Origin of the sequence: Polynucleobacter asymbioticus QLW-P1DMWA-1 (genome assembly GCF_000016345.1) — a bacterium.
GTDB classification, from domain to species: domain Bacteria; phylum Pseudomonadota; class Gammaproteobacteria; order Burkholderiales; family Burkholderiaceae; genus Polynucleobacter; species Polynucleobacter asymbioticus.
The window spans coordinates 1,345,571-1,369,140 of sequence record NC_009379.1; the positions used below are offsets into that span (position 1 = coordinate 1,345,571).

At 45.8% G+C, this 23,570-nt stretch carries 22 protein-coding genes; 2 read left to right on the plus strand and 20 right to left on the minus strand.

Translation table 11 applies throughout. The features are described 5' to 3' along the window. Positions 1 to 5: 5 nt before the first annotated feature. The 3 genes from PNUC_RS06690 to PNUC_RS06700 are packed head-to-tail and all read right to left on the minus strand — an operon-like array spanning position 6 to position 2,453. Positions 6 to 503 (minus strand): hypothetical protein, encoded by a 498-nt coding sequence (locus PNUC_RS06690; RefSeq protein ID WP_011903114.1) that lies wholly within the window; start codon positions 501 to 503, stop codon positions 6 to 8. A gap of 23 nt (positions 504 to 526) precedes the next feature. Then, positions 527 to 1,210 (minus strand): dienelactone hydrolase family protein, encoded by a 684-nt coding sequence (locus PNUC_RS06695; RefSeq protein ID WP_011903115.1) that lies wholly within the window; start codon positions 1,208 to 1,210, stop codon positions 527 to 529. Between the two features lie 10 nt (positions 1,211 to 1,220). Next, positions 1,221 to 2,453, minus strand: coding sequence for an MFS transporter (locus PNUC_RS06700; RefSeq protein WP_011903116.1), 1,233 nt, complete (start codon positions 2,451 to 2,453; stop codon positions 1,221 to 1,223). A gap of 125 nt (positions 2,454 to 2,578) precedes the next feature. On the opposite strand from PNUC_RS06700, the gene PNUC_RS06705 reads away from it, so the two are divergent. Beyond that, a complete protein-coding gene (locus tag PNUC_RS06705) occupies positions 2,579 to 3,040 on the plus strand; it encodes a hypothetical protein (protein ID WP_201721394.1) in 462 nt (153 codons plus the stop codon). On the opposite strand, the gene PNUC_RS06710 is transcribed toward PNUC_RS06705, so the two are convergent. The 15 genes from PNUC_RS06710 to ndk all read right to left on the minus strand — a co-directional run bounded on the left by PNUC_RS06710 (position 3,027) and on the right by ndk (position 20,011). Continuing rightward, complete coding sequence (locus PNUC_RS06710) at positions 3,027 to 3,521, minus strand: hypothetical protein (protein ID WP_011903118.1); 495 nt, start codon at positions 3,519 to 3,521, stop codon at positions 3,027 to 3,029. The genes PNUC_RS06705 and PNUC_RS06710 overlap by 14 nt on opposite strands. Positions 3,522 to 3,594: 73 nt before the next feature. Continuing rightward, on the minus strand, positions 3,595 to 5,808 hold the full coding sequence (locus PNUC_RS06715; RefSeq protein WP_011903119.1) for a malate synthase G: 2,214 nt from the start codon (positions 5,806 to 5,808) through the stop codon (positions 3,595 to 3,597). A 60-nt stretch (positions 5,809 to 5,868) separates the two neighbouring features. Then, positions 5,869 to 7,209: an adenylosuccinate synthase gene (locus PNUC_RS06720; protein WP_011903120.1), complete on the minus strand. Its 1,341-nt coding sequence runs from the start codon at positions 7,207 to 7,209 to the stop codon at positions 5,869 to 5,871. 56 nt (positions 7,210 to 7,265) lie between these two features. Further along, the gene (locus PNUC_RS06725; protein WP_011903121.1) at positions 7,266 to 8,429 is read right to left on the minus strand and encodes an ATP phosphoribosyltransferase regulatory subunit; all 1,164 of its coding nucleotides are present in this window, start codon (positions 8,427 to 8,429) and stop codon (positions 7,266 to 7,268) included. Positions 8,430 to 8,449: 20 nt separating this feature from the next. Continuing rightward, positions 8,450 to 9,319, minus strand: a complete 870-nt coding sequence (gene hflC / locus PNUC_RS06730; protein WP_011903122.1) for a protease modulator HflC — start codon at positions 9,317 to 9,319, stop codon at positions 8,450 to 8,452. Continuing rightward, positions 9,319 to 10,830 carry an FtsH protease activity modulator HflK gene (gene hflK, locus PNUC_RS06735; protein WP_011903123.1) on the minus strand — a complete coding sequence of 504 codons (1,512 nt, stop codon included), beginning with the start codon at positions 10,828 to 10,830 and terminating at the stop codon, positions 9,319 to 9,321. Before hflK ends, hflC begins: the two co-directional genes overlap by 1 nt. Continuing rightward, positions 10,820 to 12,061, minus strand: a complete 1,242-nt coding sequence (hflX, locus tag PNUC_RS06740; RefSeq protein WP_199920189.1) for a GTPase HflX — start codon at positions 12,059 to 12,061, stop codon at positions 10,820 to 10,822. The genes hflK and hflX overlap by 11 nt, the downstream gene beginning before the upstream one ends. After that, positions 12,054 to 12,296, minus strand: a complete 243-nt coding sequence (hfq, locus tag PNUC_RS06745; RefSeq protein ID WP_011903125.1) for an RNA chaperone Hfq — start codon at positions 12,294 to 12,296, stop codon at positions 12,054 to 12,056. Before hfq ends, hflX begins: the two co-directional genes overlap by 8 nt. A gap of 162 nt (positions 12,297 to 12,458) precedes the next feature. After that, entirely contained in the window at positions 12,459 to 13,823 is a 1,365-nt protein-coding gene (gene der / locus PNUC_RS06750) for a ribosome biogenesis GTPase Der (protein WP_011903126.1), read from the minus strand. Further along, a complete protein-coding gene (gene bamB, locus PNUC_RS06755; RefSeq protein WP_011903127.1) occupies positions 13,820 to 14,986 on the minus strand; it encodes an outer membrane protein assembly factor BamB in 1,167 nt (388 codons plus the stop codon). Before bamB ends, der begins: the two co-directional genes overlap by 4 nt. After that, complete coding sequence (locus PNUC_RS06760) at positions 14,986 to 15,645, minus strand: YfgM family protein (RefSeq protein WP_011903128.1); 660 nt, start codon at positions 15,643 to 15,645, stop codon at positions 14,986 to 14,988. Before PNUC_RS06760 ends, bamB begins: the two co-directional genes overlap by 1 nt. Positions 15,646 to 15,704: 59 nt before the next feature. Then, entirely contained in the window at positions 15,705 to 17,033 is a 1,329-nt protein-coding gene (hisS, locus tag PNUC_RS06765) for a histidine--tRNA ligase (RefSeq protein WP_011903129.1), read from the minus strand. Between the two features lie 24 nt (positions 17,034 to 17,057). After that, positions 17,058 to 18,329, minus strand: a complete 1,272-nt coding sequence (gene ispG, locus PNUC_RS06770; protein ID WP_011903130.1) for a flavodoxin-dependent (E)-4-hydroxy-3-methylbut-2-enyl-diphosphate synthase — start codon at positions 18,327 to 18,329, stop codon at positions 17,058 to 17,060. Between the two features lie 13 nt (positions 18,330 to 18,342). Then, complete coding sequence (rlmN, locus tag PNUC_RS06775; protein WP_011903131.1) at positions 18,343 to 19,551, minus strand: 23S rRNA (adenine(2503)-C(2))-methyltransferase RlmN; 1,209 nt, start codon at positions 19,549 to 19,551, stop codon at positions 18,343 to 18,345. A gap of 34 nt (positions 19,552 to 19,585) precedes the next feature. Next, positions 19,586 to 20,011: a nucleoside-diphosphate kinase gene (ndk, locus tag PNUC_RS06780; RefSeq protein WP_011903132.1), complete on the minus strand. Its 426-nt coding sequence runs from the start codon at positions 20,009 to 20,011 to the stop codon at positions 19,586 to 19,588. Positions 20,012 to 20,291: 280 nt separating this feature from the next. Between ndk and PNUC_RS06785 the strand changes: the two genes are divergently transcribed. Next, entirely contained in the window at positions 20,292 to 20,993 is a 702-nt protein-coding gene (locus PNUC_RS06785; protein WP_011903133.1) for a Bax inhibitor-1 family protein, read from the plus strand. Between the two features lie 332 nt (positions 20,994 to 21,325). Here the strand turns inward: PNUC_RS06785 and rlmD are convergent, their stop codons facing one another. Together rlmD and PNUC_RS06795 are read right to left on the minus strand one after the other, a co-directional pair. Next, positions 21,326 to 22,756: a 23S rRNA (uracil(1939)-C(5))-methyltransferase RlmD gene (gene rlmD, locus PNUC_RS06790; protein WP_011903134.1), complete on the minus strand. Its 1,431-nt coding sequence runs from the start codon at positions 22,754 to 22,756 to the stop codon at positions 21,326 to 21,328. Further along, a complete protein-coding gene (locus PNUC_RS06795; RefSeq protein ID WP_011903135.1) occupies positions 22,749 to 23,570 on the minus strand; it encodes a 3'-5' exonuclease in 822 nt (273 codons plus the stop codon). Before PNUC_RS06795 ends, rlmD begins: the two co-directional genes overlap by 8 nt.

Here is a 23,570-nt window from a genome sequence, read left to right on the forward strand (position 1 = left end):
AATAACTAGATTCCCATTTCTCTGTGCAAAATCTTAGATTTCATCTCCTCCCAGAGGCTTTCAAAATCTTCAACCTTGGCTTCAGAAAGCTCAATAGGATCGTAGAGCCTTCCAAATACAATCGACTCTCTTTTAACCATTGTCTTTTCAAATTCCGTTAAACCGATTGGCTTGTCGTCTATATCGCGTGTCAACTCTGCTGAGCAAACAATCGCCTGCTCATCGTCTTTATCCACTACCGCATACTCGATGAACTGCTCATGCTTTTGAACAATCACTAAGGTACCTCGGGCATAAGAAACTGCGTCATGTGCCTGAACAATATAGGACAAAAACTGATCCTCTTCTTCCTTTTCCATCCTGAGGTCATCAACAAAGAAAAGGTATTGGTCACCATCACCATTCACCAAGGTAAAGATCTTCGGAATCACGCCGTGAGCCAAAGCAAGGTTACGGTAGTAAGAAGCAATTTCTAGTGCGAGGTTTTCTGAAAAGAGGTGCATCGTGAATGAATTTAAAAGTAAAGTTAGGCCAAATTCTTTTTCAAGAAATCAAAAGTTCTTTCCCAAGCCAACTTGGCAGCTTCTGGGTTGTACTGCAATGGGGGGAGCCCACGAGAATCAGACTTAGGGTTAGCAAAAGCATGCTTAGCGTCATAGCGCTCAAAGTCATAATTTACACCAGCCTCTTTTAACTTTGCCTCGAGTTGATCCACCCCAGATATGGCAAAGAAATCATCATGAGTGGCCCAATGTGCGAGCATCGGTTTCTGAATAGCTGCTGCGTCGACATACTCCAACGGAGGGTAACCATACCAAACCACTGTGCCATCTAGCTCTGGAACATTACAAGCAGCTAAAACGGTTAAAGCACCACCCATACAAAATCCTGTGACGGCCACTTTTTTACTGCCAGTAGCTTTCAGGTATTGCACTGCGCCACGAATATCTTGACCCGCTGCATCGCCAAAGTTCAGATCACCCATGAGGTGCTCTGCCTCTTTGGCTTCTAAAGCCAACTTACCCCGGTAAAGATCGGGTACCAGTGCACGATATCCCGCTGCCGCTAAACGATCGGCTACCGATTTCACTTCGTCATCTAAGCCCCACCACTCTTGAATCACGACTACGCCAGGGGCGTTTTCTGCACTCGCGGGCTGCGCTAAATATCCTTTAACGGATTGACCATCTGGTCTTTTGTATTCAATCATGTCTGCTTTCTTATGCTTTTTTTGTATCGGAATGAATATATCCTACCAGCCAGAATGTGAGCAAGCCACACACTGCTGCCCCATATCCAACTAAGTTGTAATGCTCCATCTTGCCATCTGCTGCAATAGTAACCACGGCACCCGCTACTACCGAGGCTATACCCGAGGCTAACATTTGAACTGAGCCAACGAGACTCATAAATGTTCCTCGAATCTTGGGTTCTACCATTTGACTTACGATAGCCATCGTTGGAATCATACGGCCAGAGATCAAAATAAAGAATGCCGTTTGGTTTATTAAGACAATCCACAGAGGAACAGGGCCGAGATTGGTAGTGATTAATATGGGTGCCAGACTAATAATTGCTAAGACTTGAAACACCCTTACTTTGCCAAACTTATCCGCCATATGGCCAATAAACCTTGAGCTCATGAGGGTGGCCACACCACCGCAAAGGTAGATGAGCGAAATGTAGGAGTTAGCAACACCCACATTGGCAGTGAGATATAGGGCGATATAAGGGATAACTGAAAAACCAGTCATCATCACCAAGCCAATGAACAAAAAGGCGCGTAAATGGCGATGGGCAATCAATACCTCATAAATTTGTTTAAACCGACTCCCCTCCTGCACATGATGTAAATGCCCAGAGATCTGTGGAATATTGCGATAGGCGATATAGAGAATCAAAAGAGATATGAGCCCAATAAACATAAATGGCGCACGCCAACCCAAAGAACTAATGTGATTGGCTAAAAATAAACTGAGCGGAACTCCGGCAACTGTTGAAACAGAAAATGCGGCCATCACTGTTCCCAGGGCCTTTCCTCTGCGCTCAAAGGGAATCGAATCGGCAACAATGGTCTGCACCAGTGAGCCCAATATTCCACCGAATGCTCCCGCACAGGCGCGTGCAAAAAATAGAGTATGGTAATTGGGTGCAAAGCCGCAAGCTACTGTCGCAATAATGAAGCATATATACAAGCGAAGTAAAAGCGTACGACGCTCAAACCGATCGATGTAATAGGTTGCAAACACTCCTGCGATTGCAGCGGCAAAAGTATAAGAGGAAAGTAACAAGCCAAACTGATGAGTGTTAATGGACAATGCTTGTATGAACTGAGGCCCTAAAGGCATCATGATCATAAAGTCCAGAATATGGGTAAATTGAATTCCAGATAACGCGAGGAGAAAAAAGCGCTCCTGTTTGGTGGATTCAAAAAGGTGGGATTGCTGTGTCAAGGTTTTCTTTACATGCTTTAGTCAATATGACATTATCCCCCTTGATACAAATACTTGCAGGCTCTTAATATATGCTAATCCCTCCAGAATCAATATCTCAGACAGCCGTACTGGGTCTCCCCATAATGCCTCTGATAGTTGAGGTCTTTTTTGGAATACTGGGCCTCATTCTCGTCCTAATGTATCACGGTGTTGCCATCAATCACATCATCATGCGCTTTGAAAAGCAGGCAAATAAACACTTAAGGCTAGGGCGATATAACTACGTATTTATGCATTTTTATGCTTCCTTTTTCTTTATCGCCTTAATGCATATCTGTGAAATCATCATTTGGTGTTTTTTTATAACGGGATTGGGCCTCATGGATGATTCTGTTCATGCTTTATTATTTGCGGGCAGCTGCTATACCACCGTGGGTTTTGTTCCAGATACACTTCCCATGGGATGGAAAAGCTTAGCCTTCTTTATTTCTTTTTCAGGTCTATTTTGTCTGGCATGGACAACGTCCGTCATGATTGGCATGACTAATACTTATAAAAACGCATGGAATTTGAAGTACGGCCAAAAAGACCTTAGTTCTTCTTAATGTAATACCCATAAACGCAACGACTTCCTCCACGCGAGGGGTTATGCGTATCCTGAATAACACCATCAATCACTGCCGTGAGGTGTTTCGAGACTTTCACAATCAGTACTCCTGAGGGCAACTCGTCAGGTCTCAGATGCACCTGACAGCCTGCCCCAATTTTCATGGTGGGCACCCACTCAAATCCATGACTCAAGATGTAATCATGAAATACGTTACGGTGATTGCCATTACGCGGCGATGAGCCTTTTTCATTCAAGCGCTTCGCCAAGCGATCATTTCTTTTTTCAGCATAACGCGCGTTGGCATCACGCAGATCCTCATAGACTTGGATATAAGGTAGCTTAGCAGCAATCGCAATCGATCTCACAACACAGTCCCCTGCTCCTCCCTTAAAGCCGGCAGCATCCCTTCCCCCATCATTCAGTTGAAATGGGAAGTGACTATGGGATTTAGAGAAAGGATTTAAAAAACTAAACATAAGAGATTGCCCAATAAAAAATGGATTTGCTTTTTGGGCAAATCCATTTTAATGAAGCATCAGATTTAAATGACTATGCGTTCGCCTTCTTTACTTCTAAGCGCCAAGCGTGCAACAAAGGCTCTGTGTAGCCATTGGGCTGCTCGAGACCCTTGAAAATCAAGTCGCTTGCAGCTTTATAAGCGTAAGAATCTTTGTAATGGGGCATCATAGGCTTGTACAAAGAGTCACCAGCATTTTGCCCATCAACCACTTTAGCCATACGTTGCAATGTCTCGTTGACTTGATCGGCAGTAACAACGCCGTGCAATAGCCAGTTTGCAATATGCTGACTGGAAATACGCAATGTAGCGCGGTCTTCCATGAGGCCAACGTTATGAATATCAGGAACCTTGGAGCAACCAACGCCTTGATCAATCCAACGAACTACATAACCCAAGATACCTTGGCAGTTGTTATCTAATTCTTGTTGAATTTCTTCTTTAGACCAATTTGCTTGCTCTGCTACCGGAATCGTTAAGAGATCATTCAGCAATGCTTCAGCTTCCGCTGCCGTATCAACCTTTTCCATTTCTTTTTGGAGTTCCGCTACATTGACTTGGTGGTAATGAAGCGCATGCAAAGTAGCAGCTGTTGGTGATGGAACCCAAGCAGTATTTGCACCTGCTTTCGGGTGAACGATCTTCTGCTCAACCATGGCTTTCATCAAGTCTGGCATAGCCCACATGCCCTTACCAATTTGGGCGCGACCACGTAAACCACAGTCTAGACCTGCAAACACATTGCGACGCTCATAAGCGGATAACCATTTGCTGGCTTTCATATCGCCCTTGCGAATCATTGGGCCCGCATACATAGAGGTGTGCATTTCGTCGCCAGTACGGTCCAAGAAACCGGTATTAATAAAGGCTACGCGTGCACCAGCCGCTGCAATTGCTGCTTTGATGTTGGCGCTCATACGACGCTCTTCATCCATGATGCCTAACTTCACTGTATTGGCTGGTAAGCCTAACAATTTCTCAACACGTCCAAACAATTCGCCTGCAAAAGCAACCTCTTCAGGGCTATGCATTTTTGGTTTAACGATATAAACAGAACCCTTACGTGTGTTTCCAATAGCCTGAGTCGCTGGACGATTAATGTCGTACAACGCAATCAATACTGTAACTACTGCATCCAAAATACCTTCGTAAATCTCTTTGCCTTCGCCAGTGATGATTGCTGGGTTGGTCATGAGGTGGCCAACGTTACGAAGGAACAAGAGTGAGCGGCCATGCAAAGTCACAACTCCATCTTTTGCATTTACGGCACCAATACCTGCCTTGTACTTGCGATCAGGATTCAAGGCACGGGTAATAGTTTTTCCACCCTTACTTACCTCTTCAACCAAAGTACCTTTTAGGATGCCAAGCCAGTTTTCATAGGCCAGCACTTTGTCATCGCCATCTACTGCAGCAATAGAGTCTTCCAAATCCAAAATGGTAGAGAGTGCTGCTTCGAGTACTACGTCATTAATACCAGCAGGATCGCCTGAGCCAATCGTTTTGCTCTTATCAATTTCGATATCAATATGCACACCGTTATTGCGCAACAAAATTGAGCTGGGCGCAGCCGCATCGCCCTGGTAGCCTACGAATTGTTTCTCATCTGCCAGGCCTGTTGTGCTGCCATCCTTGAGCTTGATTGATAATTTATTGCCATCAACCGTATATGAAACGGCATCGCGATGAGAGCCTTTAGCCAAAGGGGCGGACTGATCCAGGAAATTGCGAGCAAAGGCTACAACCTTCGCACCACGTATTGGGTTGTATGCGCCCGCTTTTGTAGCGCCGTCTTCTTCAGAAAGTACGTCAGTGCCGTACAGAGCATCATATAAAGAACCCCAACGAGCATTGGCCGCATTTAATGCATAACGCGCGTTGAGAACTGGAACCACGAGTTGTGGGCCAGCTTGCAATGCCAACTCATCATCCACATTCTCGGTAGTGCCCAATACTTTTCCTGGAACATCATCTAAGTACCCAATTTCTTTTAGGAACTTGCGATAAGCAGGCATATCTTTAATTGGGCCAGGATTAGCTTGATGCCATTTATCCAAGTCCACCTGAATGCGATCGCGCTTAGCTAGCAATGCTTCATTTTTAGGGGTGAGGTCTTTAACAATTTCATCAAAGCCTTTCCAAAAGTCAGCACTCTTAATTCCAGTTCCTGGAAGGACTTTGTCTTCAATAAAACGGTATAGAGGGGTTGCCACTTGAAGGCTATTGCAGGTAGTGCGCGCAGTCATGTTCAAAACCTTAATTTTTGATACAAAAGTTAATAAATAGGGTTAATCGATTATTTTCCATCAATCCTGAAAAGGATGCTGGAGCAAGATCGTTTCATCTCGTTCTGGACCGGTAGAGACCATGGCAATTGGTTTTCCAGCCACTTCTTCGATACGGCGCAAGAAGTTCTGGGCTTCTACAGGCAATTTTTCCCATTCACGGATACCGAATGTGGTGCCTTTCCAGCCTGGGAAATCTTCATAAATTGGCTCACAACGCGCCACAGATTCAGCGCCACGTGGCAATACGTCTAATTTCTTGCCATCTAAGTTGTAGCCTACACATAAACGGATCGTTTCCAAGCCATCAAGTACATCTAATTTAGTAATGCACAGACCAGACAAGCCATTAATTTGAATAGAACGCTTTAACGCTGCCGCATCTAACCAACCAGTACGACGGGGACGGCCAGTGACGGATCCAAATTCTTTACCTACTTCAGCTAGGCGAACGCCTATTGGGTCTTGTCTTGCTGGATTATCGTGATCATATAACTCACTTGGGAATGGTCCAGCACCAACGCGGGTGCAATAAGCTTTTGTAATTCCCAAAATATATTGCAAAGAATCAGGACCAACACCTGAACCAGCGGCAGCATTTCCTGCTACGCAATTGCTAGAGGTAACGTATGGATAAGTACCGTGATCGATGTCGAGTAAAGTGCCTTGTGCGCCTTCGAACAAGAGGTTTTGTCCTGCTTGTTCAGCGGCATACAAAGCACTCGATACATCAACCACCATCGGCTTAAGGCGCTCAGCATAAGACATTGCCTCAGCAAGCGTCTTTTCATAATTCACAGGCTCTGCACCATAGTAATTCGTGAGCATGAAATTGTGATACTCCAAGTTTTCACGCAATTGCTCGGCAAACTTTTCTGGATAGAACAAATCTTGCACGCGCAATGCACGACGAGCTACCTTATCTTCATAGGCTGGGCCAATACCACGGCCAGTTGTACCGATCTTTGCTTCACCGCGTTTTTTCTCGCGGGCATGATCAATTGCAACGTGGTACGGCAGAATTAAAGTGGTTGCTTCTGAAATCTTTAAGCGCGATTGAACATCCAAACCAGCAGCTTCTAGTTCACCAATCTCTTTAAATAACGCCTCAGGCGACAAAACCACACCATTACCGATGTAGCAAATGACATCCTTGTGCATGATTCCTGAAGGAATCAAGCGCAAGATCGTTTTTTTATCGCCAATGATTAAAGTGTGGCCAGCATTATGTCCACCCTGAAAGCGAACTACGGCTTGTGCATGATCGGTCAACCAATCAACCACCTTACCCTTACCCTCATCACCCCATTGGGTGCCAATGACAACGACGTTACGACCTTGAGCTTGCTGCTTTGAAGACATATTAAAAATCCAAAAAGATAATTACAAAAAATGAATAATTGCTTTACTGCGCTGCTTTATTTCTTCTTCAATTCCCAAGAGTTGCCTTGCTTTACCAACTCTCGATCACATTCATACTCGGCAGCCTCAAGCACTTCACCAGGAAGCACCTGAATGACTACCTCACCACGATTACGCAAATCTGCAATGACTTGATTAAGGTCTGCATCATCAATCCAAGGAGCAAGCACTGCTAGCTTGCGACAGTTCAGTGGCGATAAACCAGCTAAGGTCAGCAAATCTAATGAAAAACCAGTTGCTGGACGTGAACGACCGAATGCCTTACCGACTTGGTCATAGCGACCTCCTCTTGCAATTGGTTGCGGCAATCCGTCTACATAGGCCGCAAACATCACACCGCTGTGATATTGATAACCCCGTAAATCCGCTAAATCAATGCTGAGCTCTACGCCACTTAATGATTTAGAGGCAGCAGATACGACACACTCTAAATCAGCTAGAGCTTGGTCAACTGCTGCATGCCTTGGCAATACCTTTTTCGCGTTGGCAATAACCTCAGTACAAGGACCATTGAGCTCAGTCAAAGCAAGTAGATCTGCGGCTAATTTTGCCGGTAAGCAAGTCGCCCACTGCCTTAGGCGAGGGCGATCTTTGCTCTGCAATAAGCCATATAAAGTTTCAATGGATTCTTTATCAAGCTGCTGCCCTTCTAGGATGCCGGTCAAGATGCCAGCATGAGAGAGATCTAAATAGACCTTCTTTAATCCAGCAAGATCCAAAGTCTTTAGTAATAAGGTAATCGCCTCGAAATCCGCTTCCCCATTAGCGCAACCATATATCTCAGCACCTAATTGCAATTGCTCACGTGAAGAGCCACCAACAGGTGTAAGAGCCTGCGCTACTGAACCAGCATAGCAAAGACGAGTTACGCCAGCACGATTTAAGAGATGGGCGTCAATACGGGCTACTTGTGGGGTGATATCCGCACGTAGGCCGAGAGTGCGGCCTGATAACTGATCCACTAACTTAAATGTTTGTAAATTAAGATCTGAGCCAGTTCCAGTTAATAAAGAATCTAAGAACTCCAAGATAGGAGGAGCGACAAGCTCATAACCATAGGACTGATAAAGATCCAAGATGGCGCGACGTAAAGTCTCTACCTTGCGCGCTTGAGCCGGCAAAACATCTGCAATATCTTCAGGAAGTAACCAACGGTTCATGATTGGGAATATTCGCTTTCTTATTTTTTATGCAGGTACTTGAAAAACTCGCCGTTAGGCTCAACCACCATCACATCTTTCTTATCCTTAAAGGAATTGCGATAGGCCTCAAGACTTTGATAGAACTGAGCAAATTGGGGATCACGCCCAAATGCCTCAGCATAAAGCGCGGTTGCCTTGGCATCCCCGGCTCCTTTGATTTTTTGTGCATCACGATAAGCCTCAGCCAAAATCGTATCGCGTTGACGCTCTGCATTCGCACGTATCTTGTCAGACTCTGCGGCACCCATAGAGCGCAATTCATTTGCTACGCGCTTACGCTCCGCCTCCATACGGCGATATACCGAATCACTAATCTCTGCCAGCAAGTCAACTCGCTTTAAACGAACATCGACAATCTCAACACCAATGTCCGAAGCATCAACAGCTACTTTTTTCTGGATACCCTGCATCACCTCTTCACGTTGCTCAGAAATCAACTCACGTACAGTGCGTTTAGTGAACTCTTCATTTAAAGCCGAACGTACCAGCTGAGTAAGACGATCTTGTGCTAAACGCTCATCACCCTTAAAGCTAATGAAGAACTTGCGCGGGTCAACAATACGCCACTTCACATACGAGTCGACCAATAGGTTTTTCTTTTCGGCAGTAATAAAGCGCTCTGCCTCTGGATTATCGATTGTCAAAATACGGCGATCAAAGAAGCGCACACTCTCAAATGGCGCTGGATATTTAATCTGCAATCCAGGCTGCTCAATCACGCGTACGATTTGTCCAAATGAGAACACGACCGCAAACATGCGTTGATCAACAATAAAAATGCTTGAAGAAAGCACATAGATCAAGGCAATGAAGGCGATACCAGCAGCAATCAGGCGATTCTTATTCATTAACGAGAATCCCGATCACGACTACGCAAACCATCGCGCTTATCAACTGTTTTTTCAATCGCTGGAGTGCTGCTAGAGGCGGATGCTGGTGCAGTCGATGTGCTTGTAGTTGCAGGAGCAGTGGTTCCAGTTGCTCCGCCAACAGTGACAGAACCTGTTGGGGTTGTGGCACTACCTTGAGTCACTTGAGTGTTCGCTGCCTGCGAACTCTCAGCGCTCACTTGCGCAATGATTTTATCGAGCGGCAAAAACAAGAGATTATTGCTCTTGGTGGTATCAACCAAAATCTTAGTGACGTTGGTGTACATCTCACGCATGGTATCGATGTACATCCGATCACGAGTGACTTGGGGAGCTTTAGAGTATTCCACCAAAATTTGCTTAAAGCGAGCTGCGTCGCCCTCTGCCGTTGCCACAACTCGTGCCTTATAGCCTTCAGCCTCCTGAATTAAGCGAGCTGCAGTTCCCTTAGCACGGGGAATGATGTCATTGGCATAGGCCTGCCCTTCGCTCTTTAGACGCTCTTGGTCTTGACCAGCCTTCACTGCATCATCAAAAGCTGCCTGCACTTGTTCTGGTGGCTGTACATTTTGTACGGTGACGCTAGTGACATAGATGCCTGTCTTGTAACTATCCAATATCTTCTGAATGGAGGCCGCTAAATCTATCCCGATCTTTTCGCGCCCTTCGTAGAGAACGGTATCCATCTTGCTACGAGCAACGATCTCGCGCACGGCCGTCTCTGCTGCAAGAACAACCGCTGCATCAGGATCACGATCATTAAATAGATAATCTGTTGGATCTTTTAAGCGGTATTGCACAGCGAAGCGAACATCAATAATGTTTTCATCTTCAGTCAACATTGAAGAATCTTTTTGATTGGTTGCCTTAATCAAAGTAGGACGCCCCACCTCAACTGAGCGTACCCCAGAAAGGTTGACCGTTTCAGCTGACTGAATCGGCCAAGGCAGGTGCCAATTAATGCCTGGCTTAGCGGTGTAATCGTACTTTCCAAAAGTCATAACGACTCCGGCTTGACCTTCTTGAATAATGAAGAAGCCACTGCATACCCAAATAAAGAAGACGGCTGCAATTGCGACCAATGAGCCGCTCTTGGAACTAAATGGGTTTGTGAAATTGAAGTTCGGCGCTGAAGGTCCGCCATTGCTACCGCCACCATTTCCGCCACGCTCTGAGGGAGGAGGAATATCTGAGCTATTTGGCTTACTAGTCGGTCTACTTGCAGCATCACCCGGTTTTTTCTTGCCACCAAAAATGCCCGCTAATCGGTCATTAAAATCCCGCCATAATTCATCGAGATCAGGAGGGCCATCTGGTTTAGATGGCTGACCGGAAGGCTGCTTATTTGGTGAAGTCGCTGGATCTGGATCTACTTTTGGAGCTTGTTCACTGCCCTGCCCATCTTTGGCATCTTTAGATCCACCGGTATTGGGGTTATTGCCCCAACCTGGATCATTGACCGAAAATAGGCCGAGAAATTTACGTGTCATTAGAAAGATAACTTCGATTGGGAATAGGGTTAAATTCAGCTGTTTCTGGTCGTTCGGGTAAAGGGGCTAAAAACTCGTCCGGGGCCATTTGCTTCTTGGCACGGTTGTGTTCGACCCTTATTCTATCAGTCATTTGAGAGCATTCCGCTAGGGCTGACCTGAGTAAATCGAGGCCTAAGCCCGTCTGGGCGGATAGGAAAACCTGGCTTGGGAAGCCCTGCCCATCACGCTCCAAAACCGCACCCCGAGTAAAGGTTTGCGGCATCAAGTCAATCTTGTTCATCACCTCGATCCGAGGGATGTCATCTGCCCCAATTTCTTCTAAAACAGCCTCTACTTCGGCCTTTTGCTCCCTAGCAACTGGACTACAGGCATCAATTACGTGCAGAATCAGGTCAGCATGAATGGTTTCATCCAAAGTTGCCCTAAAGGCCTCTACCAATTGATGGGGCAAATCTCGGATAAATCCTACGGTATCTGACACCACAATCGACCCCACCCCCTCCAAATGAACTCTCCTAGAAGTGGTATCGAGAGTGGCAAAAAGCTGGTCGGCAGCATAGGTGCCCGCTTTAGTTAAGGCGTTAAATAAGGTTGATTTTCCGGCATTGGTGTATCCAACCAAGGATACAGAAAACACATCCTTACGATTGCGCGCCCTTCTTTGGGTGCGTTGTTGGCGCTGAAGTTTTTCCAATTCATTTTCTAAACGCTTTGCTTTGGTCGCTAGCATCCGGCGATCCAACTCCATCTGCGTTTCACCTGGACCACCACGCACACCAATACCGCCTCGTTGACGTTCCAAATGACTCCACGCTCTTACTAAACGTGACATGCGATATCGAACCTGCGCGAGTTCAACCTGAGTTTTACCAATATGACTTTGTGCCCGTTGACTAAAGATATCCAAAATCAAACCGGTGCGATCCATCACATGTCGACCAATATGACGCTCTAGATTTCGTTGCTGCGTTGGAGATAAAGGGTGATTGAAGATGGCTAATTCGGCTTCTTGTTCTTCCATCACCTTCTTGAGCTCATTAGCCTTTCCGGAGCCGATAAATAAGGCGGGGTCTGTCCTACCTTTACGAGCAATGACACTGGCTGTGGGTATGGAGCCGGCGCTATCAGCCAAGAGACTGAGTTCGGCCATGCTATCTGCAAAATCTTCGCGTCCTGTATCTACGCCAACCAGGACAGCGCGTGCCGCATCTACTCCAGTTTTATACAGGGCTGGCTTCTTCTAAACGAAAGTCAATTGCACGAGCAGGAACAATCGTGGAAATTGCGTGTTTATAGACCATTTGCGTCACGGTATTACGCAGAAGCACAACATATTGATCAAACGATTCAATATTGCCTTGCAATTTAATACCATTCACAAGATAGATGGAAACAGGTACATGCTCTTTACGCAATGCATTCAGAAATGGATCCTGTAGTAATTGAATTTTATTGTTATTCATACTGCTCCTTATTTGCTTTTACTTGCTTTGTTTTATTTTGGGAGTCTTGCTTTTTTTATTAAGTACTTACCTTCAATACACAACTCTATTACAGCTATATTGGGCCTAATCTACTAAAAATCAAGCCCAAATGTAGCTTAAGAACAAAAGCTTATCTCAAAATTAGTGCTTTTTGCCCTTTTTACCCTTATCCGCATCAACATAAGGGTTCTTGGCGGTATTCATTTGAATTCTCAAGGGGGTGCCGCGTAACTTAAAGACATCTCTAAAACGGCCTTCTAAATAGCGCTTATAGCTATCGGTCACGCCACTCAGTGATGTGCCATGAATTACCACAATGGGGGGATTCATACCACCTTGGTGCGCGTAACGCAATTTAGGGCGGCCCATGCCGACACGTTTAGGCTGCTGATGCTCGATCGCCTCTTGCAAGATACGAGTCAAACGTGGGGTTGGCAACTTAGCCATAGCAGCTGCATAGGCTGCATCCACATCCTTAAAGAGGTCTTTGAGGCCAGTACCTTTTTTAGCAGAAATCGGATGGACATTTGCAAAGTCCAAGAAACGAAGTTTTTGGGCGATCTCTAAACGCGCACGCTCTTTAACGTAAGCATCAAGACCATCCCATTTATTAACAGCCACTACAAGCGCTCGCCCTGCTTCAACAATAAAGCCAGCAATGTGTGCATCTTGCTCAGAAATATCTTGCTGCGCATCTAACATCAAGATCACCACATTGCAATCTGCAATTGCTTGCAAGGTTTTCACTACTGAGAATTTCTCAATCGCTTCAAATACTTTGCCACGACGACGCAAGCCGGCAGTATCAACCAAGATATACGGCTTGCCATTGCGCTCAAAAGGAACTTCGATGGCATCACGAGTAGTACCTGGCATGTCAAATGCAATAACGCGTTCTTCACCGATTAACTTATTAATCAATGTGGACTTACCCACGTTTGGACGCCCCACTACAGCAATCTTCATTGGACGATTAGGATCGTTCGCTAATTCATCTTCATCGGGTTCTGCAATTCCCAATGAATCGAGTGCATCATCGATCAAGCCTTTAACGCCATCACCATGCGCTGAAGAGATTGGGAAAGGCTCACCTAAACCAAGCTCATGAAAGTCTGCAGTAACAATACCGGATTGCATGCCCTCAGTTTTATTGACTGCCAAAATGACTGGTCGACCAGTCTTGCGCAAGAAATCAGCAATCACGCGATCTTGCGGAGCCATTCCAAGTCGGCCATCCACCAAGAAAATCACAATGTCTGATTCAGCAACGGCTTGTTTTGTTTGTTTGGCCATCTCGGCCACAATGCCGGTCTTTGCTACTGGTTCAAAACCGCCGGTATCAACGCAAATAAAAGCACGTTCGCCAATGCGGCCCTTACCGTAGTGGCGATCTCGCGTTAAGCCTGAAAAATCGGCAACTAAAGCATCACGCGAACGTGTGAGGCGATTAAAGAGTGTGGACTTCCCAACATTAGGGCGCCCGACAATAGTGATGACTGGATTCATTTTGGACTGTACGCCGCTATTTTTCCACCTTGAGATTGAATCAAGATGAGACCGCCTACTGCAATCGGGGCGGCTGTGATTGGACTGCTATCGTGACGGATACGCGCAAGCATCTTGCCATCCGCCTGTGAAAGTGCATGCACGTAACCTTGCGCATCACCCATGAGTAATACCTTGCCAATTGCGAGCGGTTCACCCACATCGCGGAAAGTCATCTGAACGTTTTCCCAGACCTGAGTGCCATCTTTGGTTGCAAAAGCGGTGACATACGATTTTTCATTGGCTGAAAATACAAGCTCAGGACTTTGAGCGGTTCCGGTATAACTTGAATAATCCTTAAACCACAAAAGATTGCCGGTACGCGCTTGGGCACAACCAATTCGCCCTTGATAAGACACTGCACACAATGTGTCGCCTTCCATGCTAGGTCTAGCAGACACATCATTTAAGCGTTCAATTTCTGAAAATCCTTTAGGGAAAGATACCGGTGTTTCCCAAATCAATCCGCCATTGGCAATCGCGATCATGCCAAAACGTCCACCAGCAAAACCAGTCACAATCACTTCATTGTTGATTGGCAGCATGCCATATCCAACTCGTAATGAGAGAGCAGATTGTTGGCGCTGGTAAATCCATTTACGCGCACCCGTTTGGGCATCTAAGCCAACAAATCGATTGTCTAGAGTGCGAATCACCACAATGCCAGAAGCAACTACAGGCTCACTTAAGACTTCGCTACCTACACCGACATTCCATAACGGTTTACCGGTGTCGTCATAGGCATAAACAAGGCCCTTTGTGGTTACAGCGACTGTGGTTCGACCATCGGATCCCGGACCAACAGCCAGATTTTCTGGAACAGAAACTTCCCATGCCTTGGCGCCTGACTGCAAATTGATCTTCGCTAGATTGCCACTGTGTGAAGCAACGTATACAGCATCTCCAGCCACTACAGGATGAAAGTTATAGGGCTCTGAGGAGCCAATACTAGTAGACCAAACAGGCTGTAAATCAAACTGATTAGAGACTGGGACCAAAGCTGCTGGTTGACGTACCCGTGAATTTCCAGAGCATGCTACTAAAGCAAGTGCAGCAGTACCAATCAATAAAGTACTGCACAGTATTTTTGGTAAACGCTTCATCGCCTTTATCCCTGTAGTCATCACTGAGCAACTCCTCCAACGGCATCCAACTTCACCTTCAATAGGCGACGCGCCTCTTCTGGAAATTCTTTATCTTGGTCTAATTTTTTCCACGCCGCTTGATAACTATTCTTGGCTTCAGGAATATTCTTTTGAGCCAAGTACCAATCGCCGCGACGCTCAAGCCATAGCGCCTCAAATCCAGCAACTGGCTTATCTTTTAGAATTTGATCTGCTTCAGCAAAATCCTTCTCGCTGCCCCGCTCAATTAACTGAGAGACCAAACGCATTTTTGCCAAAGCTAAATATCCCTCATTGGATGCGTTCTTAGCAGTCCAGCGTAAATAATCTAATGACTTGGCACTATCCCCAGCGTCCGCCGCAATTCTGGCGGCAACCAAACTCGACATCGGAGCATATGGTGTACGACCAAAGTCTTTTTGCAAGTCGTCAGCAGCACGCAAAGTCTGCTCCTTATCGCCTTTAGCAATCGCACTGACCATCGTTTCATAAAGCTTGGATGCTTCAAGAGCTTGGTTATTACGCCACCACTGGTATCCACTGTAGGCAGCATAAGCAAACAAAGCAGCAGTCGCCACCCCAGTAATCAAGTTACGGTATTTTTGCCAAAACGCTTTAAATTGGTCTAACTGTTCTTGTTCTTCTAGGTCTAAAGGCATGTCAATCCAGGGTAATTATTAGTAATTAAAGGCTAATTCAGTTGTTTACTAGTCTTATTCTATTCGGAGGCGCCTACTAAGGCATCAATTGCTGCTCCCAGGACCTCATCCAGCGGGACAGACTTCTGCTCCCCGGTACCCCTTAGGTCTTTGAGTTGAGCTTCATTTTTGGCCAGTTCATCAGGCCCAATAATCACAGCAAAAGCAGCACCACTAGCATCTGCCTTCTTCATTTGCGACTTAAAACTGGCAGATTGACCATCTGGAGGGCAAAAAAGGATGGTATCGATTCCAGCGCTACGCAAACGCTCAGCAATAATCATTGCTGCAGTCAAGGTTTCTCCGCCCTGATGCAATACAAAAATATCGCATTGAGCTTGGGCTTCTGGTAAAGAACCAGAAACCTTCATCAACTCTAAAACCCGTTCCATTCCCATTGCCCAACCACAAGCAGGGGCAGCTTTACCACCCATACGCTCAATCAGGGGATCATAACGACCACCGCCTGCAATAGTTCCTTGTGCGCCCAACTCTTCAGTCACCCATTCAAACACGGTGAGGTTGTAGTAATCGAGTCCACGAACTAAACGAGGATTAATCTTGCACGGAATATTATTTGCTTTTAGTAAGGCTTGTACTGCATTGAAGTGCTTGAGCGACTCTTCACCCAAAAAATCTAATAGCTGTGGTGCACCGTCAATTAATGTCTGCATTTCGGGATTTTTAGAATCCAAAATACGCAAAGGATTGGTAAGAAGGCGACGTCGTGAATCTTCATCTAATTGAGATTGATGTTTCTCGAAATATTTAATCAAGGCTGCACGATGTTCAGCGCGCTCATTGGCTTGCCCTAGGGAGTTAATTTCTAGACGAACCCCTTTAAGACCCAATTCATCCCAAAGACGTTGACCCATCAAGATGATCTCAGCATCAATATCAGGACCTGCAAAACCTAAGGCCTCAATCCCGAACTGATGAAATTGACGATAACGACCGCGCTGTGGACGCTCATGACGGAACATAGGGCCTGTATACCAAAGGCGCTTTGGTCCTTCGTACAGTAAATTATTTTCAATTACAGAGCGTACTACTGCAGCTGTTCCCTCGGGACGTAAAGTGAGTTGCTCACCATTTAATCGATCCTCAAAGGAATACATTTCTTTTTCAACAATGTCGGTGACTTCACCAATACCGCGTTGAAATACTGCTGTTGCCTCAACAATGGGCGTTCTCAAAAATTCATAGCCATAGGCACGGGTTAAATCGCGTAGCACATGATCAAGGTGTGCCCAATGCGCAGCATCTGCTGGCAGCAAATCATTCATGCCGCGCACGCCATTTATTTTTTGCGTCTTCTGGACTTTTTCTGGTTTGTTTTGATCAGTCATTTTTATTCTTGTTCTAGCGTGGCTTTAGTCAACTTTTGCTGCGTAGTTCTGTTTCACATAATCATCAACAATCACCTGAAACTCCTGCGCAATGTTTTCGCCGCGCAATGTTTTTACTTTGACACCATCGACAAATACGGGGGCGGCGGGTGTTTCACCCGTTCCCGGCAAAGAAATACCTATATTGGCATGCTTACTCTCGCCGGGGCCGTTGACAATGCAGCCCATCACAGCCACATTCATTTCTTCCACACCAGGATGGGTCTTTTTCCAAACCGGCATCTGTTGGCGCAAATAGGACTGAATATTGGCTGCTAACTCTTGGAATGTCGTACTAGTTGTTCTGCCACAACCTGGACAGGCAATAACCATTGGTGTGAAATTACGTAATCCCATGGTTTGCAAAATCTCTTGAGCAACAATCACCTCGTTCTCACGTGGCGCGCCAGGATCAGGGGTTAATGACACTCGAATCGTATCGCCGATACCCTCTTGCAACAAAATACCCATAGCTGCTGTCGAAGCAACAATCCCTTTGCTTCCCATGCCTGCTTCAGTTAAGCCTAAATGGAGCGGGTAATCAGAGCGACGTGAGAGATCGCGATAAACAGCTACCAAGTCCTGCACATTACTCACCTTGCAAGACAGCAAAATTTGGTCTGGATTCATACCCAGCTCTACTGCTTTTTCTGCAGACTGCAAGGCCGATTGAATTAATGCTTCGATCATGACTTCTTGAGCTGTCTTTGGGGTAGCTAGTGCTGCGTTGCTATCCATAATGCTCGCTAACAGCTCTTGATCCAAGCTACCCCAATTCACACCAATGCGGACTGGCTTGTCGTACTTGCAGGCCACTTCAATCATCTGCGCAAATTGTGGGTCACGCTTAGCGCCCTTACCCACATTGCCTGGATTGATGCGATATTTGGAGAGTGCTTTAGCGCACTCTGGAAAATCATTTAATAAAGTATGGCCGTTGTAATGAAAGTCGCCAATCAACGGCACCAACACATCCATCTTGTCTAGCTGTTCACGAATGTAAGGCACGGCTGCCGCAGCAGCTGGCGTATCTACAGTAATCCGCACCATCTCTGAACCAGCGCGAGCCAATTCTTTTACTTGAATCGCAGTGCCAATTACATCGGCAGTATCGGTATTTGTCATAGACTGCACGCGGACTGGCGCGTTGCCACCAACCGTAATAACGTTTGTTTTCCAGGCAACCGTTGCTTGACGTGTTGCTCTCTTAGGGGATGGTCCTAATGGTAACTTTGGTAAAGAATTATTCGAGCTCATCGAGGTTAAATTTTTAAGTTAACTTTTTGAGCCATTCAATTGGCTGCTCGTTAGGTTGTACATCAGACTCTACTTCTGCAATTTCGATCTCAGCGCTATGTATATCGCGCTCACGCACACGAGTACGGTCAACAACATCGCCAGCCAACTGACCGCACGCAGCGGCAATATCGTCGCCGCGTGTTTTACGCACAGTGGCTACCATTCCAGCATCTAACAGAATGCCAGCAAAGGCATTGACTCGCTGAGCCGATGAACGCTTTAACCCAGATTCAGGAAAAGGATTAAATGGAATGAGATTGATCTTGCACTTAATATTTCTCAGCAAGCGAACCAATTCTTTCGCCTGAATATCCGAATCATTAACGCCGTCAAGCATGCAGTATTCAAAGGTCAAGAAATCTCTTGGTGCAAATGGCAAGTAGCGCTCACAGGCATCAAGCAATTCACGCAATGGATATTTTTGATTTAGAGGAACCAACTGATCTCGCAAGGCATCGTTAGGCGCATGCAATGAAACTGCCAAGGCAACTGGACAATCTTGCGCTAGACGATCAATCATCGGCACAACACCTGATGTAGATACTGTGACACGACGGCGAGACAATCCATACGCTCTATCGTCGAGCATTAAACGCAATGCAGAAACAACATTGTCGTAGTTCAGTAAAGGCTCACCCATACCCATCATCACCACATTGGAAATGACACGTCCAGTGTGCTCCCAGCCTGGGGTGGGATATTTTTCAATTCTGCGAATAGCCTCGGGATCGTTGCGCAAAAGATGCTCTGCAAACCAGAGTTGGCCAATGATTTCACCTGAGGTGAGATTACGTGAAAAGCCTTGGCGGCCTGTCGAGCAAAAACGACAATTGACAGCACAGCCTGCCTGAGAAGAGATGCACAATGTACCTCGATCATCCTCGGGAATAAATACGGATTCAACCGCATTACCGGCGCCGACATCCAGCAACCACTTGCGTGTGCCGTCTGTAGCATGTTCATCTTTAATTACGGGGAGAGATAGGACTTCTACTTTATCGAGCAAAGTTGCTCGAAAGCTTTTTGCTAAATCACTCATGTCATTAATGTCGGATACACCACGTTGATGTATCCATTGCATGAGTTGTTTTGCCCTAAAGGGCTTTTCATTCAACCCCGCGACATACGCTGCCATTTGGTCAGCGTCAAAATCTAAGAGATTTACGCGCGGGGAGGTCAATGCGCCTACTTATAAATTAAATAGGTTTATAAAATTAACGATTGAAAACATTCATGCCAGGGAAGAAGAAAGCAACTTCCACAGCAGCTGTTTCAGGAGCGTCAGAACCATGTACTGCATTAGCATCAATGCTGTCAGCAAAGTCAGCACGAATAGTGCCTTTATCTGCCTTCTTAGGATCAGTAGCGCCCATCAAATCGCGGTTCTTAGCAATGGCGCCTTCGCCTTGCAATACTTGAATCATGACTGGACCAGAAATCATGAAGCTCACCAAATCTTTAAAGAAAGGACGATCTTTATGCACACCGTAGAACTGCTCAGCTTCATTTTGTGACAAATGCGCCATTCTGGAGGCAATGATCTTTAAACCAGCTGATTCGAAACGGTCATAGATTTTGCCGATGACGTTCTTAGCAACAGCATCAGGTTTGATAATAGAAAGGGTGCGTTCAATTGCCATGCAAGACTCCAATAGTGATTTCAAAGGTATTTGTTGAATAGGCGCCGCAAGAATCCTAAAAGGACTCCATGCCCCGCCCTACTTCAACGACCCCCGAATTATACAATGCCTGACCGTATTTACCCCTATAGGGGCTAGGCTAAGCCCTTGAATTTACAAGGCATAACCCCTCAAGCTGTAGTCTTTTTGCTCCTAAACTTGAAATTGGGGTGTTTTGTCTATACTTACTGTCAACAGCCCTTCATGGGCTCATGAGTTTAATTAAAAAGAAGGAGTCAATATGAGTGATCTGAACTCTTACGGCTTTGGGCAATCTAGCTCGATTAGCAATATCCAGGTTCGCAACCGCGTACTTCGAAATACCTATGCATTACTGGCCCTCTCCATGGTGCCAACAGTCATTGGTGCATGGCTTGGCGTAGCAATGGGTCTAAACCTTTTTGCCGGTAGTCCATTTATGGGCTTTATCGTCTTTATGGCTGTCGCCTTTGGATTCTTCTGGGCAATTGAAAAGAACAAAAACACTGGTGTAGGTGTGTTGCTTTTGCTGGGCTTTACCTTCTTCATGGGCATCATGATGTCCCGTCTGATTGGTTTTACCCTCAACAGTTACAGCAATGGTGCGACCCTGATCATGCTGTCTTTTGGTGGTACTGCTGCAATCTTTGCCACCATGGCCACGATTGCCACTGTAAGCAAAAGTGACTTCTCAGGTCTTGGTAAATTCTTGATGGTGGGTGTTCTGTTATTAATCCTTGCATCTGTTGCAAACATCTGGCTCCAGTTGCCCGCCTTGATGTTGACCGTGATGGTGCTTGCTATTGCGATCTTCTCCGTCTTCATCCTGGTTGACGTTCAGCGCGTCATCAGCGGCGGAGAAACCAACTACATCATGGCTACTTTGGCTATTTACTTGGATGTGTACAACATCTTTACAAACCTGCTTGCCCTCTTGGGTATTGTTGGTGGTAACAGAGACTAGACAACAATTTTTAAGTTAGTTACTTCTCAAAGGCGCCTGCGGGCGCCTTTTTTATTGATTACCCTCCAATGAGATGAATTGGTAAACGAATGAATTAGTTCGCTACAAACATACTCACTGCGTAAGAAAGTGCAATCAAAATTAACAAGATCGCAAAACTATCCGAGGCTTTCATGATGTTCTCCAACTAGTAGGTTGAATCGTTAACAGCCTTAGTCGACTGTACAATTTCAATCTACTCTTCTATAAGACCTATTTCAGAACTTGAATGCACTTGAATTGCAGGAAGAATCCAAAGCGGTGCCCTATTTGCACCAACTTAGGACACAGTCTTACTCAGAACGGTCAAAAACTGCCATGGATTCAACATGGGAGGTATGGGGGAACATATTGACTACCCCCGCGCTCTGGAGTGTGTAACCAGCCTGATGACATAAGATTTCAGCATCACGGGCTAAGGTTTTGGGATTACAAGATACATACACAATTCGCTGCGGCAACAATAGATTATCCTCTTCATGTAACTCTGCAAGTGCCTTACAAATTTCCATTGCACCTTCACGTGGTGGATCCATGAGCCAGCGCTCCGCTTTACCCCATGATGCAATTGTGTCTGGCGTTACTTCAAATAAATCACTTCGCATGAAGCTCGCCTTATCCGCTAATCCATTGTGCACAGCATTTGCTTTGGCCCTAGTGGTAAGAGTTTCTAACCCTTCAATACCCAATACTGTTTTTGCTTTTCTAGCGAGCGGTAAGGTGAAATTACCAATACCGCAAAATAGATCTAAGACTCGATCGCTGGGGTTTACTTCTAACAAACGAATCGCTTTACTAACCAATGCACGATTCATCAAGTGATTCACTTGAGTAAAGTCAGCCGGCATAAACGGCATTTCGATTTCAAACTCCGGCAAGCGATAGCACAACTTGCCTGTTTCAGGATAAAACGGCGCTACTGTTTCAATCCCCTTGGGTTGTAACCAAATCCAAACCTGATGTTCGTCTGCAAAGGATCTTAAAAGCTGCTCATCATCCTGGGTTAAGGGCTTCAGGTTTCGAAAGACCAAGGCTGTTACTGGCCTCGCTTTTTTGGGATCCAATGAATTTGGGTCTTCTGGTTCACCTACTGCCACTTCTATTTGTGGCATGCGATCAACAATGGATAAGCCGTTTACTAATGTTCTTAACTGCGGCAATAAATTAGAAACATGCTTAGGCAAAATTTCACAAGCAGTCATATCAGCAACATAGCCACTCTTGCCCTCATGAAAACCAATGAGGACGGTACCTTTTTTAATCGAGCGATTAACAGCGCTTAAACGGGCGCGATGTCGATACTCCCAGGTAGGCCCACCCATGGGACGCAAAATTTCTTGTGGCTTTAACTTTGCTAAGTGCTGCAGATCATCTTCTAATACACGCTGCTTCATAGCAACCTGAGCCCGAATATCTAAGTGCTGCATCGTACAACCACCACACACACCAAACGCCTTGCACTTAGGTTCAGCCCTAAAAACTGCAGGCTTTAAGATATCGAGTACTTTTGCTTTACTAAAGCGCGCCTTGTCTCGAGTAATCGTGTACGTCACCAACTCGGTTGGCAAAGCGCCTTGGATAAAAATGACTTTCCCACTATGGCCCTCAGCGGCCCCTTCTTCATTTGGCGCCATGCGCGCAATACCTTGAGCATCAAGATCAAGAGATTCGACTCGAATAGGCTCAGTCACTTCAATATTGACCGGCTTTTCACCTCTACGCATCCGCTGCAAAACCTTGAAGATATTCTTGCCACTGCCCACCGTTAGGCTCCTTGGCTTCTTTTTCAAGATAGGCCTTCACAAAAGCGATCTCCTCTTGGTACTCCTCTAATGAAAAGCCACCACGGAGCAATTGAAAGCGGCAGTACATGAGATAGGTATTGACCACATCGGTTTCGCAATAACGACGAATATCGTTAATCTTTCCTTCTTGGTAAGCAGGCCAAACTTGGCTGCCATCCATTCCCATCTTGCCAGGAAAGCCACAGAGCTTAGCTAGGCCATCTAAAGGAGCATTGGCTCTGCCATTAAATTTAGCCAGCAAATCCATCATATCTAGATGGCGCATGTGATAGCGACTAATGTAGTTATTCCATTTGAATTCTCGACTATCGGATTCTTGGCTCTCACCCATTTCCCAATAACGTGGCGCTTGAACATGATTCGCTAGGGCACGATAGTGCAATACTGGTAAATCAAAACCACTGCCATTCCAAGAAACCAATTGAGGGGTGTACTTCTCAACCAAATCAAAAAAGGTTTGAATTAAGACTTTTTCATCATCTTGCGGCGTACCTAAAGTACCTACTTTAATTTGAGGCGAACCCTCTTTCGTAGTTCTACGAATCACACAAGAAATGGCAACGATCTTTTGCAGAAATAGAGGCAGAAATTCACTGCCGGTTTTGGCTGCTCGCTCAGTCATAGCTTGAGCAGCTACTTCAGCATCACTTAAAGTATCCGGATAACTTTCCAGACGACGTAGGCCAGCAACATCCGGAATGGTCTCAATATCAAATACCAGTACGGTGGCCAT